Origin of the sequence: Desulfobacula toluolica Tol2, assembly GCF_000307105.1 — a bacterium.
GTDB lineage: Bacteria > Desulfobacterota > Desulfobacteria > Desulfobacterales > Desulfobacteraceae > Desulfobacula > Desulfobacula toluolica.
The window spans coordinates 1-17,500 of record NC_018645.1 but is presented as its reverse complement, the minus strand read 5'-3'; the positions used below and the strand labels follow the sequence as shown (position 1 = coordinate 17,500).

14 protein-coding genes and 1 rRNA gene (1 of these 15 cut by a window edge) are annotated in these 17,500 nt (G+C 37.8%); 4 read left to right on the top strand and 11 right to left on the bottom strand.

The features are described 5' to 3' along the window. Nucleotides 1–606: ribosomal RNA gene (locus TOL2_RS00080) — 16S ribosomal RNA — on the bottom strand; it reaches 954 nt to the left of the window's first position. A 314-nt stretch (nucleotides 607–920) separates the two neighbouring features. Here TOL2_RS00080 and TOL2_RS00075 point away from each other — a divergent pair. Beyond that, complete coding sequence (locus TOL2_RS00075; RefSeq protein WP_041279149.1) at nucleotides 921–1,580, top strand: hypothetical protein; 660 nt, start codon at nucleotides 921–923, stop codon at nucleotides 1,578–1,580. On the opposite strand, the gene TOL2_RS00070 is transcribed toward TOL2_RS00075, so the two are convergent. Then, on the bottom strand, nucleotides 1,569–2,471 hold the full coding sequence (locus TOL2_RS00070; RefSeq protein ID WP_014955542.1) for a DMT family transporter: 903 nt from the start codon (nucleotides 2,469–2,471) through the stop codon (nucleotides 1,569–1,571). The two genes, TOL2_RS00075 and TOL2_RS00070, sit on opposite strands and share 12 nt — an antisense overlap. Nucleotides 2,472–2,492: 21 nt before the next feature. Continuing rightward, nucleotides 2,493–2,858, bottom strand: a complete 366-nt coding sequence (locus TOL2_RS00065; RefSeq protein ID WP_014955541.1) for a PadR family transcriptional regulator — start codon at nucleotides 2,856–2,858, stop codon at nucleotides 2,493–2,495. Nucleotides 2,859–2,975: 117 nt separating this feature from the next. On the opposite strand from TOL2_RS00065, the gene TOL2_RS00060 reads away from it, so the two are divergent. Next, nucleotides 2,976–3,188 carry a hypothetical protein gene (locus TOL2_RS00060; RefSeq protein ID WP_014955540.1) on the top strand — a complete coding sequence of 71 codons (213 nt, stop codon included), beginning with the start codon at nucleotides 2,976–2,978 and terminating at the stop codon, nucleotides 3,186–3,188. 56 nt (nucleotides 3,189–3,244) lie between these two features. On the opposite strand, the gene TOL2_RS00055 is transcribed toward TOL2_RS00060, so the two are convergent. The 5 genes from TOL2_RS00055 to TOL2_RS00035 form a co-directional block, all read right to left on the bottom strand. Continuing rightward, entirely contained in the window at nucleotides 3,245–4,093 is an 849-nt protein-coding gene (locus TOL2_RS00055; RefSeq protein ID WP_014955539.1) for an amino acid kinase family protein, read from the bottom strand. 133 nt (nucleotides 4,094–4,226) lie between these two features. Next, complete coding sequence (tsaA, locus tag TOL2_RS00050; RefSeq protein ID WP_014955538.1) at nucleotides 4,227–4,706, bottom strand: tRNA (N6-threonylcarbamoyladenosine(37)-N6)-methyltransferase TrmO; 480 nt, start codon at nucleotides 4,704–4,706, stop codon at nucleotides 4,227–4,229. Nucleotides 4,707–4,841: 135 nt separating this feature from the next. Continuing rightward, complete coding sequence (gene cbiD, locus TOL2_RS00045; protein ID WP_014955537.1) at nucleotides 4,842–5,927, bottom strand: cobalt-precorrin-5B (C(1))-methyltransferase CbiD; 1,086 nt, start codon at nucleotides 5,925–5,927, stop codon at nucleotides 4,842–4,844. Between the two features lie 2 nt (nucleotides 5,928–5,929). After that, nucleotides 5,930–7,300, bottom strand: a complete 1,371-nt coding sequence (locus tag TOL2_RS00040; protein WP_269764210.1) for a cobyrinate a,c-diamide synthase — start codon at nucleotides 7,298–7,300, stop codon at nucleotides 5,930–5,932. Between the two features lie 44 nt (nucleotides 7,301–7,344). Next, nucleotides 7,345–7,962 carry a precorrin-8X methylmutase gene (locus tag TOL2_RS00035; RefSeq protein ID WP_014955535.1) on the bottom strand — a complete coding sequence of 206 codons (618 nt, stop codon included), beginning with the start codon at nucleotides 7,960–7,962 and terminating at the stop codon, nucleotides 7,345–7,347. A gap of 456 nt (nucleotides 7,963–8,418) precedes the next feature. Between TOL2_RS00035 and TOL2_RS23255 the strand changes: the two genes are divergently transcribed. Beyond that, nucleotides 8,419–10,296: a methyl-accepting chemotaxis protein gene (locus TOL2_RS23255; protein WP_014955533.1), complete on the top strand. Its 1,878-nt coding sequence runs from the start codon at nucleotides 8,419–8,421 to the stop codon at nucleotides 10,294–10,296. 73 nt (nucleotides 10,297–10,369) lie between these two features. Then, entirely contained in the window at nucleotides 10,370–12,952 is a 2,583-nt protein-coding gene (locus tag TOL2_RS00020; RefSeq protein ID WP_014955532.1) for a hybrid sensor histidine kinase/response regulator, read from the top strand. Nucleotides 12,953–13,103: 151 nt separating this feature from the next. Here TOL2_RS00020 and TOL2_RS00015 read toward each other — a convergent pair whose 3' ends face one another. The 3 genes from TOL2_RS00015 to dnaN all read right to left on the bottom strand — a co-directional run bounded on the left by TOL2_RS00015 (nucleotide 13,104) and on the right by dnaN (nucleotide 17,500). Further along, nucleotides 13,104–13,763, bottom strand: coding sequence for a cytidylate kinase-like family protein (locus tag TOL2_RS00015; RefSeq protein ID WP_014955531.1), 660 nt, complete (start codon nucleotides 13,761–13,763; stop codon nucleotides 13,104–13,106). 178 nt (nucleotides 13,764–13,941) lie between these two features. Beyond that, the gene (gene gyrB, locus TOL2_RS00010) at nucleotides 13,942–16,365 is read right to left on the bottom strand and encodes a DNA topoisomerase (ATP-hydrolyzing) subunit B (protein ID WP_014955530.1); all 2,424 of its coding nucleotides are present in this window, start codon (nucleotides 16,363–16,365) and stop codon (nucleotides 13,942–13,944) included. A gap of 13 nt (nucleotides 16,366–16,378) precedes the next feature. After that, complete coding sequence (gene dnaN, locus TOL2_RS00005; protein WP_014955529.1) at nucleotides 16,379–17,500, bottom strand: DNA polymerase III subunit beta; 1,122 nt, start codon at nucleotides 17,498–17,500, stop codon at nucleotides 16,379–16,381.

Here is a 17,500-nt window from a genome sequence, read left to right as displayed (position 1 = left end):
AGACCGCCTACGCGCCCTTTACGCCCAATAATTCCGAATAACGCTTGCACCCCCCGTATTACCGCGGCTGCTGGCACGGAGTTAGCCGGTGCTTCCTCTACAGGTACCGTCAATAGAATCTCCTATTAGAAAACTCTAATTTCTTCCCTGTCGACAGAGCTTTACGACCCAAGGGCCTTCTTCACTCACGCGGCGTTGCTGCGTCAGGGTTTCCCCCATTGCGCAAAATTCCTCACTGCTGCCTCCCGTAGGAGTCTGGACCGTGTACCAGTTCCAGTGTGGCTGATCATCCTCTCAGACCAGCTAACCATCGCAGTCTTGGTAGGCCTTTACCCCACCAACAAACTAATGGTCCGCAAACTCATCTCCAAACAATTGCTTTCAAGAAGAGGCAATCTTTCATTAATTCACTTGTGTGAACCAACTTCATCCGGTATTAGCTGTCCTTTCGGGCAGTTATCCCAGGCTTGAAGGTAGATTATCTACGTGTTACTCACCCGTGCGCCACTCTACTCAGGATTGCAAGCAATCCCTTTCTCGTTCGACTTGCATGTGTTAAGCACGCCGCCAGCGTTCATTCTGAGCCAGGATCAAACTCTCCAGTTATAATCCTTGATACTTCTAAACTCTTTAAGGTCTTGTTTTAAGACCCGCTTTAAAATTTCTCACTGACCAATTTTCAAAGATCAAAAAAAATCTCCCCGAGAAAACTCAATCCGTCTCTCGTGAAGACCGGCAGATAATGCATTAATTCTTATTCAATGTCAAACACTTTTTTAATAAAAATTTAACAAAAAATCTATCTCACTGAATTAATAGATAATTTAAAATTAGACACAGATAAATTCTTGATTTACATCTTGCAATCCTTTATTCATTCAAAACCTTTTAATCTTAATTCTAAAAATCAGGGAGAAAAAATGTCAGATAACCGCTTTTTTAATAGAGCCGTGTGGAAACAAAAGGCCATGGCATTTGTAGTCCGGTCCCACCGCCATCTTTGGGGAAAAAATAATGAAGACCCCCAGGCATTTTTGTTTACCCATGGTCTTAAGAATCAATTTATAAAAGATGCTCTGATAGGCTGGAACAAATTCGGACAGACCAGATCCATTAAAAACTGGGGTATTGAAACAAATTTAAAAAAAGATGAAAAATTATTTCTTGCCTCGGGGATAGTTATTCCGTTTATTGTTAAAAAAGAACTAAAATCCATTTTTATCCATCCATATGATGAAAGCCAAGATAACAAAACAACCATTATTCCTGGAAGCGTTACCCCAACAATGGTTCTGGGAGAAAAAAAAGAAAAAGTTGCCGTTATTCAAAATATTTTTGACGGCCTGTTTCTTTTCCAGGAACTAAAAGACACCTGCTGTATCATAATTCATCCAGATCCAAAGTTTGTATTGGATTTGCATCTTAATGCCATGCTTAAAAATGCTGATACTGTCTTGATATTATCTTCTGAAAAAAAAGAGTTCACTGAAAAAAAGAGCTTATTTCCAGATGTACAGGATCATTGTTTTTATGCCTATCAATCACAAGATGAAGCAAAAGAACACTGTTTAAAGAACTGATACGACCGTTTTTTTTCTTCTTAAATTAACAATAATCACCCCTGTGACAATAAAAACAATGGATGCGGTGAGATGCGGTGTAACAGCTTCTCCCAAAAGCATAACTCCAAAAACAACCCCGGCCAGGGGCATGATAAAAATAAAAGAATGCAAGGATGTGGCCCCGAATTTTTGCAGCAGGCTGTTCCAGGCAATAAACCCGAAAGCTGCCGTTACAATGGATTGATACAGCAGTGCGGTAATAATTGTAGGGTTCATCATTTGTATCATGTGTTCATCCCATAAAAAACCAAAGAGAAAAAAGAAAGGGTTACTGAAAATCATGGGATATATGGTAATTTGAAACACATTATATTGGGAAATGATACGTTTTACAAAAATGGCATTTGAACTCCACAGCAAGATTGCCATCAAAACGATCAGATCTCCTCTCTTAAAATCACCGGTCAGGTCCTGTTCATCAAAAAACAGAAACAAAACACCGATAAATCCAAAAGTTATACCAATCCCTTTTTTTAAGGTAATAGTATCGCCCGGTATAAAAATATGGGCAAGAACCAATACTACAAAAGGTAAAATATTAGATATCAATGCCCCGTGGGAGGCTGTTGTTTTATCAATACCATTATAAAAGCAGGAGAGCTGTACCACAAAAATGGCAGACAATATAAGCATCTGCCCCACTTGCTTATGATTTATTTTTAAAGGTATCTGGTTAACTCTCGCCCAGATAAAAATCACGACAGCCGCAATAGCAAACCTTATGCCTGCTGCAGTAAACGCACCTAAACCGGTCAGACAAAATTTGATGGCCACGGGATTGGCACCAAAAAGAATGCAGATAAAAATAGTCAGGGCAGCAGCCTTAAGGGTCATGTCATTGTTTTGCAACTCACACTCCAGATTGAAGAGTTATTTTTGTTGGGCATCATGATACATTTGAACAAAATCATTCAGTTGTTGGGCTTTTTTTACCATAAATTTTATCCAATAGGATAACACTTCTTTGCCTTCTTGTGTAATCGTATAAATTCTTTTTGCAGCACCGGCTTGTTTTGTTTCCCATTCAGACTGCAGCAGATTATCTTCTTCCATTTGCCGCAAATGCCGGTATACCATTCCCGGTGGAGCGTCTCCCTGAATAAACCCATAGGACTGAATAGTGCTGATCAATTCATATCCATAAGAAGGCTTTAAACTTAATCCCAATAAAATTGATGCTTGAATATATCTTTCCTGCCGCCCGGAACCAGGCTTAAGACTTTTTTCATCTCGCATATATACTACTCCTTGACATATATCCTTAAAGGATATATTCTATTATTATATGATATTAATTAATATCATATAATATATAGCCATTCAACAATTAGGATTTAACAAAAGGAGGGGGTCATGAGTAAAATATTTGTAAGAGAACGACGAAAAATCGAAAAAGGAGAGAAAAAACCACGGCTGAGGGTTGTCGGCGTAAGTGGAAATGACATTAAACTCTATTCAAAGCATATCAGAAAAGTCGAACTTGAAGCCATTGCCACTGAAACCGGCGCACAGATCGTCTATCTGCCGGGTCATGGCATGGGTAAAAAGGATGGTTCCGGTAAATAATCAAGATCCGGCACGATGTTAAAAAAAGCTGTAATATCGTGCCGGATTTGAATTTATTATTTATAGATAATCGTACCTACTTGTTTTCCATCCAGTGCATCTCGAATAAACTCCGGATGGTTAAGGGCATCAATAATCTGGAGTTCTTTCAAACACTTTGAGTGTTTAAGCATTGTTAAGATAGGACGTTCAATTATCAGATCATCCAGATCCAGTTCTATCAGTTCATCTACGGAAATTTTACCATAAAATTTTAAATCCTTGGCGTTCTTTCCCGCCTTTTTCGGATCATTCTCAAAAAGACCTTTTTCATCTTTCAAATAAATAAGAGACCGGGCACCGATATTCTCTGCCAGCAAAAATGCACCGCAGTCAGTTCGATGTGGAGGAATGGAACCAAATTCAGCCGGATGTTCAAAAAAACCATAGGGCGGTATTCCTGTTGTGATGGGAAGGTATCCCTCCTTGCAGAACATGGTCAATTGTTCCAGATGATCGCCATGACCGATTTTCACACCCCCGTGTTTTGCCAGAAGAACAGAGAGCATTTCCGCATTCTGCCAGGAAACCTTATCACCCAGTTTTGATAAAACCCCTGTAGGCATTCCCAGGTCCACACCGATATTGTACACATGTCTGGCCCGGGTCCCGCCACCGGTCATCAGCAGAAGCTTATATTCTTCCTTTAATTTTATCAATTCGTCAACAATAGGTAACATGGCTCTACCCCTGTCCATGATACTTTGACCACCAATCTTAAGGATATTGATATCCGGGTGCATCCTGAAATAATCCTTGGATTCGGTTGTTTTTAAAAATTGCTTGCTCACAAGTGATTCTCCCATAAGGGGGGTATCAATATGCAATCTGCCCTTATTGTCATCTTCTTTTATCAACTTTCCCATTATTGACTCCTTTATAAATAATTGATTAACCGTCAACTTGTATACTTTAACAGATTTGTCAACCTGAGGTCTACCGGCATTTTTTACTAACGGCCACGTCAGATCAAGCTGCCACAACAAAAGGCATCAGGTTTTAAACAAACCGGTCATCGGATTTTAAAAAAGTGGCATTTTTCTGAGTTTTTTCAAGCCAGCCAACGGCTGTCACAGCTTTTGAATCAAATTCCGGGACATAGGGTTTGATATCAATTAACGGGGTGCCGTCAAGCACATCAATTCCTTTAATAGTTAATCTATTGCCTTCTATTTTAAGCAAATTGACAATTGACAACCCGATGGGATTAGGCCGCCTAGGAGCCCGTGTGGAAAAAACCCCTCGTTTTTGATCATCCAGAAAAGGGGTTAAGATCAAATCATACCCTTTTGACTGATGAAAATTATACAAAAGAATAAGATGGGAAAATCCTTCCAGATCTTTTAACCCCAGCTCATATTCTTTGTTAATAACAATGGTTCCTGTTACTTTATCTGCACCGGACGGCTGTATGGGCATGCCCTCCAGGCTTTCAAAAGGGGTATGAATGATTCCAATGGAGGAAATGTTAATGTTCATTGTTTATATCTCCCTATATAAGGTTGTTTTGCTTGGATTTATACAGAGCTGTATCTGCCCAGCCGGTTAAGAATTGTTTTTGCATATGATTTATATTTTTTCTTGGGATATAGGTTAGCATTATCTTTGGATAGTTCACCTTGAATCAAAGGCAATGGTTCCGTCAAAATCAAGGATAATAACCTTTATCTTAAGTTTGTTGTATGAAAACCGTGTTGCCGTCTGTATTATTTTTTTACCCACATAAACCATAAGTTCCGGGTATTCAGGATAGATATACGAAAACGCATGACGGGCGGTATTAGCTCGGCAAATAAGACTTTCCAGCTTCCGGTTCCCTGTTATATCCATTGCCCATGTTGACAATTTTTTTAAGGTCAGTTCCGATTTGGCAGCATGTGTATGTTCAAATCCCAGGGCCATTTTAACCGCCTTGCCGAAAAACACTGTATATATAATGGATTTAATCCCTGAATTGAGCATTGCCATATCAAGGGATGCCTTAAAAAAATCCCCGGTCTGGATAAAAGCCTCTTCGCCAAATGATTTAAAAATTTCTATGGCAAAGCGTTCGCTTCGTCTGCCCGTGGTAAAAACAAGCGTGTCAATACCCATAGCAGCCGCAACACAAATGCTTGATTTGATCGTTGCGATATAAGCATCATGGGACATGGGGGTGACAAGACCTGTGGTTCCCAGAATAGAAATCCCCCCTAAAATGCCCAGCCGGGCATTAAGGGTTTTTTGGGCAAGAACCTCCCCTTGTGGAACAAAAATTTCTACGTCCACCTTTTTTTGGCGAACATTAAACCGGTCAAACACATCTGCTACTGAATTTCGGATCATGGTCCGGGGTCCGGGATTTATTGCAGGTTCTCCTACCGGTAATTCAAGACCTGGTTTGGTTACGGTTCCAACCCCTTTTCCGCCGATGATCTGTATGGCAAATTCATTTGAATCAGAAACGGTTACACGAACCCCGATTTCAGCCTTGTGGGTGATATCCGGATCATCTCCCGCATTTTTTACGACAAGGACTTCGACCGTATTTTCCGATATTTTTTTTATGGATTTAATATCAATTTTTTTTTTTTCACCGGTCAGAAATAAAATCTCAACGAAATCAGGATCTTTAAAAAAAAAAGAGAGTAAGGCGGCTTTTACAGCAGCAGCAGCTGCTGCACCAGTTGTAAATCCTTTTTTAAGTGTTTTGGATGACATTTTTATTTTTTTGTATCCTTAAACTTTTTGCAGCAGTCCACAAATTGTTTTGCACAACCTTTGCTGCTTCCAAAATGAATATGAAGATAACTACCCAGGGTGTTTGATACCTGATAACCGTGCAGGGAAATATCCTGTCCTGCACGGGAGGTCACATGATATACATTGGCAGTATCGCTGTCGGGATTTTCCAGAGATGAATAATGAAATTCATGGCCCCGCAACACATCCCCTTTTTTTCCGATAATTGTATCTTTTGTTAACGTGATTTCCCTGTACCCAAGAGAACGAAGACGCTTTGACATTTGAACGTTCAAATTAAAACAGCCGGACATGAAATACGGTTGAGTTTCATCCATTCCGGACATTTTATTGCAAAGAAACATAAATCCACCGCATTCACCGTAAATGGGCATTCCTGACATGCTTTTTTCCTTGATTTCCTTTAACAGCAGAGTTTTTTCAGACAATTTTTCAGCAAACACTTCCGGGTATCCGCCTCCAAAGTAAATCCCGTCAATATTCTGTGGCAGCCTGTCATCATTCAAGGGTGAAAATTCAACAATTCTTGCCCCGGCCTTTTTCAATAGTTCCAAATTATCCGGGTAGTAAAAACAAAAAGCCTTGTCTCTGGCAACAGCAATTGCCGGACCCTTTTCCACGGAACTCTCGGCGATTTTTGGCTGCTTATCTGCCAATGTTTCAAAAGATTCAAGAGACTTGATCAACCCTTCCATATCAATATGGTCCCTGACCATGTCGGAGAGCAATGACAAAACCTCTCTGCTAATTTCCATTTCTTCCGATGTAACCAGTCCCAGATGCCTTTCCGGCATCACAATACGTTCATTTTTCGGCATGAATCCAAGGCATTTTGTTTTACAACTTTGTTCCACCGCTTTTTTCAAATAGTCATAATGCCGCAGACTTCCGGTCTTGGTGAATATGACACCGGCAATTTTCAACTCGGGATCAAAAGTTTCAAAGCCTTTGACAATGGCAGCCGCACTTCTGGCCTTTCCCCTGGCACTGACGATCAATACCACCGGCAAATCCAGCCATTTGGCCATTTGGGCGGTGGAACCTGCATCTGAAAGACCGTCAAATCCGTCAAAAAGCCCCATAACACCTTCAATCACAGCTACATCATAACCTGCTGTGTTTTCATTGAAAATCCGGGTATTATATTCTTTGGAAAGCATCCAGGAATCCAGATTAATACTTGTTTTTCCTGCAATTTTGGTATGGTGGCCGGGATCAATAAAATCAGGCCCAACCTTAAACGGGGCCACTTTAATTCCCATGTCAGCAAGATATGACAAAATAGCAAGACTTATTGTGGTTTTCCCGGTTCCGCTGCCGGTGGCACCAATAACAAAACCTTTGATAATATCCTCCAGTTGTTTATTCTAGCAGTTTATCTGGCCTCAACCGCCATTATGGCAAGTGCATTGACAATACTTGCGGCAATATTTGATCCGCCTTTTCTTCCCTTGTTGGTAATGTAGGGAAAATCAAGTGCCATCAATTCATCCTTGGATTCAGCTGCATTCACAAATCCCACAGGAAATCCAATCACCATGGCAGGATTTGCTTTTTTTTCCTTTATCAATTCTATCAACCTTAACAGTGCGGTTGGGGCATTACCCACCACATAAATGCCGCCTTCCATCTGTTCACACGCCATATCAACAGCTGCCAAGGCCCTTGTGGAACCAGCCTCTTTTGCTTTTTTTGCAACCGCTTCCTCTGCGATCAGGCAAGAAACATTGCCGCCAAATTCATGAATTTCTTTTTTCCTGATTCCCACACGGGCCATATTGGTGTCTGTAATGATATAACAGCCCCTTTGAATAGCCTGTATTCCTTTTTGGACCGCATCAGGATAAAACCTTATCGTCTGAATATATTCAAAGTCTGCCGATGTATGAATCATTCGCCTGACAATGGGCCACTGATCATCACTGAATGAGTGGTCCCCGACTTCTTTTTCTATTATCTTAAAACTTAAATCTTCAATCTCTTGCGGTTTCATTATATATAACCTGCTGTTACGGGTTGTTGCCATTATTTATACTCTAACTGAATACCATTTTTCCCTTCTTTTTTGCAACTGCTAAAGCCCTGTAAAAATACTTTTAATCGTTGTTATTGCTTTGGAAACTTTCCTGCTTGCTACTAGAATATTTTTTTCAACATCATTCAAACAAAAGTAGAAATCATTTACACTTTGAAAATAATCCTGACATCTGTCAAAGCAATTTAAGCATCCTATTTTAAACCGGATGCTATCAACAACTTGTTCAATTCCGCACAGATAAAACCTTAATAATTTGATATAATTAAATAAATTCAAAAAGTCCCTTATGTTCAACCCTTAGCATATTAATATTTAAATAAAACATGGTATGCAATTTGTATGGCCATCATATGGGAAGTGAGCATTCTGATGGAATCAATATAAATTAGGATTAAAATAAAGGAATAATCAATGTTTAAAAATATGAAATTAGGAACAAAGATTATGGGTCTGGCAGGACTGCTGATTATCCTATGTGGCCTTGTGGCTTATGCTGGTTATTATACCAATACATGTGTTGTGGACAGGGTGCATATTGCAGATGACGTGAACCAAATGGTTAAAACAATGCTGGAAACCCGACGGCACGAAAAAAATTATATTATCAGGGAAAAAACAACATATTTGGAAAAGGTGAACGAAAATATTAAGGCCCTTAAACAACAGATTCTGTCAACAAAAGAAGAATTTACTGACCTTGAAAATAAAAATAGGATGGATGATATCCTGTCACAAGTAAATCAGTATGAACAAGGGTTCTCAACTTATGTAAACCTTAACGAAAAAATCCAAAAATTTATAAGTGTTGATAATAAAATGGTTCAAAGTGCCCGGCTGATGGAAAAAACCGCAGCTGAAATTCATTGTATCCAGCGGGAGCAATACTATGTGTTACAAAAAGACGGGGCATCTGCTGAAATCCTTAATTCACGGCTTAAATGGGCAGATGATACCAATTTAATTATTCAAAATCTTTTACAATGCCGCCGTCAGGAAAAAAATTTTCTTTTAAGAGAAGATATGGTGTCTATTGATAAGGTTTCCAAATTTTCAAAAAAAATTATAGAGCTTGCTGAAAATTTAAGATCAGTTGTTCAGTCTGAAGAATCAAAGCAGAAAATTAATAGTATTATTAATTTTTTAGAGGTATATAAAACGGCTTTTGATAATGTAGTGCATTGTAAAAAGCAACAAGTATCAGCAACTGATCAAATGGTGGCATCAGCCAGGGCGGTTCAGAAAATATGCAGTGATACCAGGGCAAATCAAAAGGCAAAAATGAATGATCAAATATCTTTTGCCGGTATTTTCCTTGGCCTGACAACACTGTCAGCTGCAGGACTGGGAATATTTCTTTCTTTTTTCATTACCCGCGGAATTACAAAATATTTAAGTCAAATCATTGAAAATCTTGAAACCGGGTCTCAACAGGTTTCCGCCGCATCCAGCCAAATTTCATCAGCCAGCCAATCCCTTGCGGAAGGGTCGACTGAACAGGCCGCATCCATTGAGGAAACATCTGCATCGCTTGAACAAATATCGTCCATGGTCAAACAAAATTCAGAAAATTCCGGATTGACCAACACCATCATGCAGGAAGTAAGCAAAGAGGTAAAACAGGCTTCCGTATCCATGGGACAGCTGACCCAATCCATTGATGAAATTTCAAAATCAAGCGAAGAAACCTCCAAAATAGTTAAAACCATTGATGAAATTGCATTTCAAACTAATCTTCTGGCCCTTAATGCCGCTGTTGAAGCCGCCCGGGCAGGGGATGCAGGAGCAGGTTTTGCAGTTGTGGCAGATGAGGTAAGAAATCTTGCCATGCGTGCGGCTGATGCAGCAAAAAACACAACCGACCTTATTGAAGATATTACAAACAAGATAAATATAGGTTCTGGTATGGTTGTCAGCAATAATGAATCATTTTCCAGGGTTGCGAAAAGTTCAATCAAGGCCAGTGAACTGGTGAATGAAATTACCGCAGCGTCAAAAGAACAGTCCGAGGGTATTGAACAGCTCAATATTGCCGTAACTGAGGTTGACAAGGTGATACAGCAGAATGCGGCAACTGCGGAAGAGTCTGCCAGTACTTCTGAAGAACTCAATGCTCAGGCCGAACAAATGAAATACCTCGTTCATGAGCTGGTGATTGTGGTCAACGGTTCGAAAAACAGAACAAGAAAACCCGATTATGAAACACAAACAGCACTCATGGAGTCAGGCAAAAGAGAAATTCGGTCCGACCAGTTGATTTCCTGTGACGATGATGACTTTAAAAATTTTTAATCTCAAATAATGTATTAACCGGAACAAATGATATGCCTTCTTAGAAAGGCATATAATGATAAGGTAATAAATCATGAAAATCCGCAAAACTAAAATGAAGCTGTCTTCAAAATTATTTTTGCTCTTTATTACCCTGACCATAATCAGCGTTATTATCATTGCAGTATATATTAACCTGAACAGCCGTCGTAAATTAAGGAGCATGGCTGCCGGCCAGTTTGGTATTCAGCAGCTGATGCAGACAAGATTGGTGGCATCCGCAATTGAAAACTATTTTGATCATTTTATTTCAAATCTGTATTTTATGGCAAACGCAAACCAAATACTATCTTCAAGATCCTCCCAAGATGCTTTGTTTTACAAACTGTATGATAAGTTGCAGAACGTTACCTCCATAAGGTTTGTAAGTATTAATGGAATTTTGACATTTATTTATCCCAGTGAAGGATTTCGCCGTGAATTGATTGGAAAAAACTATGGTACAGAAAAATTTTATAAAAAAACTATAGCAACCGGTAAAATTTCCATCTCCAGCCTTCTTTACAATGAAGAAAATAAACCGAGAATTAGAATCGCCATTCCTGTTTTTGACAATGATCAGGCCACACCCCACATCAAAGGTGTTTTGGTGGGATCTTTTGATCCGATGAATGTTTTAAATTCAATTATAAATTCAATTATATCAGACAAGACCGGGTATGCATGGATTCTGGATTCAAAAGGTAACTTTCTCACGCATCCTGTCAAAGAATTTGAAGGGAAAAGCAGTTTTGGTGCCAGAGAGAAAAAAAACCCGGCTTTTTCATATAAAAAAATAGAAATAATTCAGCAAAAAATGATACAGGGCCATGAAGGTACGGATACCTATACCTCGGGCTGGCATCGGGAACAAAAAGGATACATTGAAAAATTTGTGGCATATGCACCTGTCAAAACAGCTGATTCCAATTGGTCTATAGCGATTTGTTCCCCGATGAATGCGCTTGATGAAATCATTGAAGAAACTGAAAGATACGAGCATTATACATTATTTTTTATTGTTTTCATTTTTTTAACAGGGGGCATACTTTTATTCAAAAACAGCTATCAAAGGTATTGTTCTTTTGAACAATCACTGAAATTAAATGAACAAAAATTAAGTGCTATAACTCAGGCATCTCCTATAGGAATCTGTCTGGTTAAACAACGAAAAATTTACTGGGCAAATGAAACCTTGCACACAATGTTTGGATATGACTATGATGATTTGATCGGTAAAAACGTCAGGATGTTTTACCAGAATGATTCCAGTTATCTGAGAATAGGCAAAGCGCTTTATTCTGATTTTTCTGAATTAAAACCATCTCAATTAACAAGCCAATGCATAAAAAAAGATGGAACAATTTTTCATTGCTCACTCAGAAGCTGCCCTTTGAATTCATCTGATCTATCAGAAGGATTCATTGTCGTTGTTGGAGACATTACCGAAAGAGTAGCAGTGGAACAAGAAAACAACCGGCTGAAAGACCATATTATCAGAACCCAGAGAATGGAGGCCATAGGTATTCTGGCAAGTGGCATTGCTCATGATTTCAACAATATTCTTTTCCCCATTACAGGATATGTTGAAATCCTGCTTTTGGATACCGCTGAAAACAGTGACACCCATGAGTATCTGATGAATATTCTTAAAGCATCAAACAGGGCAAAAGAACTGATCAATCAAATTCTCTCATTCAGCAGGAAAGCGGAAAAAGAAACAAACCCGGTGCTGGTTCAGCCTATTATAAAAGAAACTCTTAAGTTTTTAAAAAAAACCATTCCAACAACCATAAATATAGTTCAGCAAATTGATATGAACTGCAGACCCATTATGGCGGATTCAACCCAGATTCATCAGGTCATCATGAATCTGTGTACCAATGCATATCAAGCCATGGAAGATCGAGGTGGAACACTTACAGTAAAACTTTTTGAATCAGAAATCAAAGAAGATGATTTAAATAATCTTTTGGATTTAAAACCGGGCAGATATTTGGAATTGTTAATTTCCGATACAGGAATTGGAATGAAAAAAAACATTGCTCTGAAAATATTTGAACCTTATTTTACAACCAAAAAATCCGGAAAAGGTACTGGGCTGGGGTTGGCAGTTGCTCATGGAATCGTTAAAAAGGCAGGAGGGGACATTAAAGTGATCAGTAAACCTTATAAAGGAACCTGTTTTCACATATATCTACCCCTTATTGATTCAAACACGGACAACTCATCACTCCCGGTTATTAAAAACAATTGTATAAAAGGAACGGGGCATATTCTGCTGGTAGATGATGAAGAACAGATTGTAGCCATGGAACAAAAATTTCTTAAGAGACTTGGATATGATACCACAGCCTGTACAAGCAGTATTAAAGCCCTTGAGATATTCAAAACCAACCCAAATAAATTTGACTTGGTGATAACAGATCTGACAATGCCTGAGATAACAGGTGATAAGTTAGTTGAGGAAATAAAAAAAAGAAATCCTGATGTTCCTGTAATTATTTGCACAGGGTTTAAAAGAACCTATACAAAAGAGTGGATGGATTCCATTAATGCCCAGGAACTTTTAATAAAACCCGTGAAGATGAAGGACTTGTCAACATTGATATCCAAAACGATAAACGGCAACAGATAATACAAGCATAAAAAAATATCTATTCCAGTTCTATTCTTATCAAATTAAAAAATAATATTTAACAGCGGCTTGCTCTATTGGAAAACAAACAACTGTTAAGAAAGGCCTTTCTTTAAATGAAAAAGGTCATGAAAAATTTAACTGTTTAATTTTAATTAATTGCACACTTAATAATTTGTACTGCTTTTTCAACAGACAGGGTTCCGGTGTTTAAAATCAAATCATAATTTGAAGGATCGTTTGCATCACAATTAAAATATCTTTTTACAAAAGCTGTTCTATTGGAATCGGTACTGACCATATGTTTCATTGCGTCATCCAAATTCATACCATGACATTTCTGAGTTTGATTACGCCGCACAGTCATTGGTGCCACGATCTTTACTCTCAGGACGTTTTTACCCTTTAAAACACAATTTGCACCTCTTCCCAGAATAACAGCATTTCCATGCTTGCCAATGGTAGTTAATATCTTCAACAAGAGTTTTGAATATTCGTCTGCCCATAAATGGTGTTCATTTACAAAATTTGATATAATATCATCCACGATGTTCATTGACCGCTCATCCAAGGTTTCCAAAAGGCCCCGGTTGGTCTTTGATATATCAACCATGGCTTCAAGAATCTTTTTGTCAAACAGATCAAGCCCTGTTTCAGAGCAAAGTCTTTCCGCAACCTCACATCCTTGGCTGCCGCATTCCCTGGAGATGGTGATAACATTGATGAATTCCTGAATGGGTTTAGCTTCTTTTTTTTCCATTTCCCATTTTTTGATCTGCTCATCAATTCGTTTTTGAATAGACTTGGGCATGATGGCCTCCTTTATTTTTAATAAAAAATGGTGAAAAATTTATTATTGAAGTGTATTTATATAATAATTTAAATTCAAAATGATGTCAATTAAACCTTTTGACAGACTTAGAACTGAAAAACAAAAAAAGGAGTTAAATAATTAACTCCTTTTTTTTCTTACTAATATTTAAAAAGTATCAATAATCTAGTGACGAGACCTCAAGGGCATGTTTTTGAATAAAATTTCTTCGAGGTTCCACTTCCTCACCCATAAGGAGAGTAAAGATCTCATCTGCTTTTTCAGCATCTTCAATATTCACCTTGAGCATTATCCTTTTTTCAGGATTCATAGTGGTTTCCCAGAGTTGGTCCGGATTCATTTCGCCCAGACCTTTATATCGCTGAATATTAATCCCTTTTTTTGCTTCTGACATTATAAACTCAAATAGACTGTATATATCATCAAACGGGTACTCTTTTTTTACTTCAGCATCTGACTGTTTAGCAGATATGGAAAAAGGAGGTTTATCAAACTGTTTGATTTTTTCATATCCTTTCAGCATCCTTTTATAATCATTGGTAGCCAGAATTTCTCTGCCAACCCTTAAAACAGGCTGTTTTTCTTCTTTTTCATATATATCCATTTCAAAGATATTTCTTTCCGGATCATACTCTATTTCACCTGAGATATATCCGTGTTTCGTAAGATCTTCTGAAAGAGAAATAAAATTTTGCTTTTCCTCAAGAAAAAATTTATCTTTCACACCATTTTTAATCAGAGTAAGCAAGAGATCTGTATCCATATCTCTTTTCTTTAATAAAACGACTGCATTATAATAGTCAGATAAATTGACCAGAAAAAAATAAAAGTCTTCTTCTAAAAGAGGTTCCTTGTTGCCATATATAAACATATCTTTTTGCCCGGCAATTCTTTTCACCAGGTAATTGGAATACTCTTCTTCATTTTTAAGATATACCCCGCTTTTCCTTGATCCCACTCTGAAAAGCGGCGGCTGGGCAATATATAGATACCCTTTTGAAATCAGATCCGGCATCTGCCTGTAAAAAAAGGTCAACAGCAGAGTTCTGATATGAGATCCGTCAACATCCGCATCCGTCATTATAACAACTTTATGATATCTGACTTTTTCAATGTCATACTCTTCCCTGCCGACACCAGTGCCTAAAACCGTAATAATGTTCTTGATTTCATCACTTCTCAGGATTTTATCAAACCTGGCCTTTTCAACATTAAGTATTTTTCCCTTAAGAGGAAGAATCGCCTGGAACCGTCTGTCTCTTCCCTGTTTGGCACTGCCGCCTGCAGAATCTCCCTCCACAAGAAACAATTCTCTTTCAGCAGGATCTGCAAACTGGCATTCAGCCAGTTTACCCGGCAAAGACGAATCCAGAAGGGTTCCTTTTTTTCTGGCAAGTTCTCTTGCTCTTTTGGCGGCATCCCTTGCCCTTGCGGCATCAACCGCCTTGGCAATAATTTTTTTTGCAACATTTGGATTTTCCTCAAGATACTGACCCAGTTTTTCATTGAGAAGAGATTCAACAATTCCTTTAATTTCATTATTTCCCAGCTTTGTTTTAGTCTGACCTTCAAACTGGGGTTCCATAAGTTTCACGGAAATAATAACAGCAAGACCTTCTCTCATATCATCGCCGCCGATTTTAATATTTTGCATATTTTTGGGCAGATTATTTGATCCAGAAGAGATATAAGAGTTTACAGTACGGGTTAACGCTGCCTTAAAACCGGACACATGGGCACCACCTTCAATGGTCCTGATATTATTGGCATAAGAATAGAGTTTTTCCTTAAAGGTATCATTGTATTGAATGGACACTTCAATCTGTACATCCTTTTTATCACCTTCGATATGGATGGGATCATGCAAAGCAGTACAGGACCGGTTCAAATACTCAACAAAAGAGACAATTCCACCTTCATAGTGAAAATCATCTTTTTCAGCAGACCGTTCATCTTCAATAATGATTCTGATTCCTTTATTTAAAAAGGCAAGTTCTCTCATTCTTCGGGAAATGATTTCGTAAATAAATTCATTCTCGTTCATGATTTCAAAATCAGGAATGAATGTAATTTTTGTTCCCCTTTTAACCGTATCTCCTTTAATGACAAGTTCGGTCTTCTTATCACCTTTGGAGTAGGACTGATGATAAATTTTTCCATCTTTATAGACTTCCATGTCAAGATTCAAGGAAAGTGCATTAACAACGGAAATTCCAACTCCGTGCAACCCTCCTGATACTTTATAGGAATCTTTATCAAATTTACCTCCGGCATGAAGCTTGGTCATGACCACTTCACAGGCAGGTATATTTTCTGTTTCATGTATTGCAACGGGAATTCCGCGACCGTTATCTTCCACACTCACACAATTATCCGGATGAATGGTCACAAAAATCGTATCGCAGTGTCCTGCCATGGCTTCATCAATACTGTTGTCCACCACTTCATAAACCAGGTGGTGAAGCCCTTCAATATCAACATTTCCAATATACATGGAAGGTCTTTTACGAACGGCTTCAAGACCTTCCAGTACTTTTATACTGCCGGCACTATACTCTTTTGTTACTTTATTTTTATCCACATGTGACCTTTAGTTATGATATATGCATTGCCATTATTACACAAATAAGTTTATCATCATCAATACTTTTGATTATACAGGGGCTTTTATTGTCCTTAATATTTACAACAATAATACTGTCTTCAAAAATACTTAAAGCATCAATAAAATATTTCGGATTAAACGCACTTTTAATCTCTTCATTGGAATATGAAACCATCATTCTTTCTTTTGATTCACCTATTTCAGGATTGGTGATAGTAACGACCAGTTCATTGTTTTTAAAATTTAAGATCACACTTTTATAATCATCAGATGTTAAAATAGAAACCCGCTTCATAAGTGTTGAAAACATTCTTCTGTCCATTTCAATGGGAATCATGTCTTCATAATTTAGAACCGGTTTATACTCGGGAAACTCTCCTTCAAGAAGTTTAATCATTATGGATTCATTTTTATTTTGAAAAATAAAATAATTATCTTTAATTCCCACCTTTATGTCATCTTTACCGGTATCTATAAATTTATTTAACTCTGACAAGCCTTTTTTAGGAACAATAACACTTTCGTCCGGCAGATGGAGATTTCCTTTAAAAGTTGTATCACAGCAATGAAGTCGTTTTGAATCCGTTGATACAATTCTTAATTTTTCGTCACTATCTGTGGATATTTTTTCAATCAATGATCCCATAACATAAATTCGTTTTTCATCACCTGAATAATTCACAATACCTGATACATCAACCATCTTTTTTAAATTTTTAGAATCTATTTCAATAAATTCTATATTTTCTATAACCGGGGTTTCAGGAAAATTTTTATAATCTGAAGATACAATATGATAAATACTGTCTCCTTCTCCAATCTCAACCCACCTGTTTTCAATTTCATTCACAAAAATTTTATTTTCAGGATATTCTTTGATGATTTCAAAAAACTTTTTTGAATTAATTGATAAAATACCCTCTTTTTCAACTTCAGCCTTATAAGTTCCAAGAAAAACTGTTTCCAAATCATTGGCTGTTATAGTTATCCCGGATTCCATTGCTTTTATAAGAATATCAGATGTTATGGTTAAATTGGTCTTTCTTCCTGTTAATCCTTGAATTTTTGAAAGAACATCCACAATTTCTTTTTTATCAAACGAAAATTTCAT

Bases quoted from the DNA above. Each gene is read 5' to 3' on its own strand.
- TOL2_RS00055 (WP_014955539.1), bottom strand. From the start codon at position 4,093: ATGGGAAAGTTGATAAAAGAAGATGACAATAAGGGCAGATTGCATATT.
- TOL2_RS23255 (WP_014955533.1), top strand. From the start codon at position 8,419: ATGTTTAAAAATATGAAATTAGGAACAAAGATTATGGGTCTGGCAGGA.
- dnaN (WP_014955529.1), bottom strand. From the start codon at position 17,500: ATGAAATTTTCGTTTGATAAAAAAGAAATTGTGGATGTTCTTTCAAAA.
- TOL2_RS00020 (WP_014955532.1), top strand. From the start codon at position 10,370: ATGAAAATCCGCAAAACTAAAATGAAGCTGTCTTCAAAATTATTTTTG.
- TOL2_RS00075 (WP_041279149.1), top strand. From the start codon at position 921: ATGTCAGATAACCGCTTTTTTAATAGAGCCGTGTGGAAACAAAAGGCC.
- TOL2_RS00065 (WP_014955541.1), bottom strand. From the start codon at position 2,858: ATGCGAGATGAAAAAAGTCTTAAGCCTGGTTCCGGGCGGCAGGAAAGA.
- cbiD (WP_014955537.1), bottom strand. From the start codon at position 5,927: ATGTCATCCAAAACACTTAAAAAAGGATTTACAACTGGTGCAGCAGCT.
- TOL2_RS00035 (WP_014955535.1), bottom strand. From the start codon at position 7,962: ATGAAACCGCAAGAGATTGAAGATTTAAGTTTTAAGATAATAGAAAAA.
- tsaA (WP_014955538.1), bottom strand. From the start codon at position 4,706: ATGAACATTAACATTTCCTCCATTGGAATCATTCATACCCCTTTTGAA.
- TOL2_RS00015 (WP_014955531.1), bottom strand. From the start codon at position 13,763: ATGCCCAAGTCTATTCAAAAACGAATTGATGAGCAGATCAAAAAATGG.
- TOL2_RS00060 (WP_014955540.1), top strand. From the start codon at position 2,976: ATGAGTAAAATATTTGTAAGAGAACGACGAAAAATCGAAAAAGGAGAG.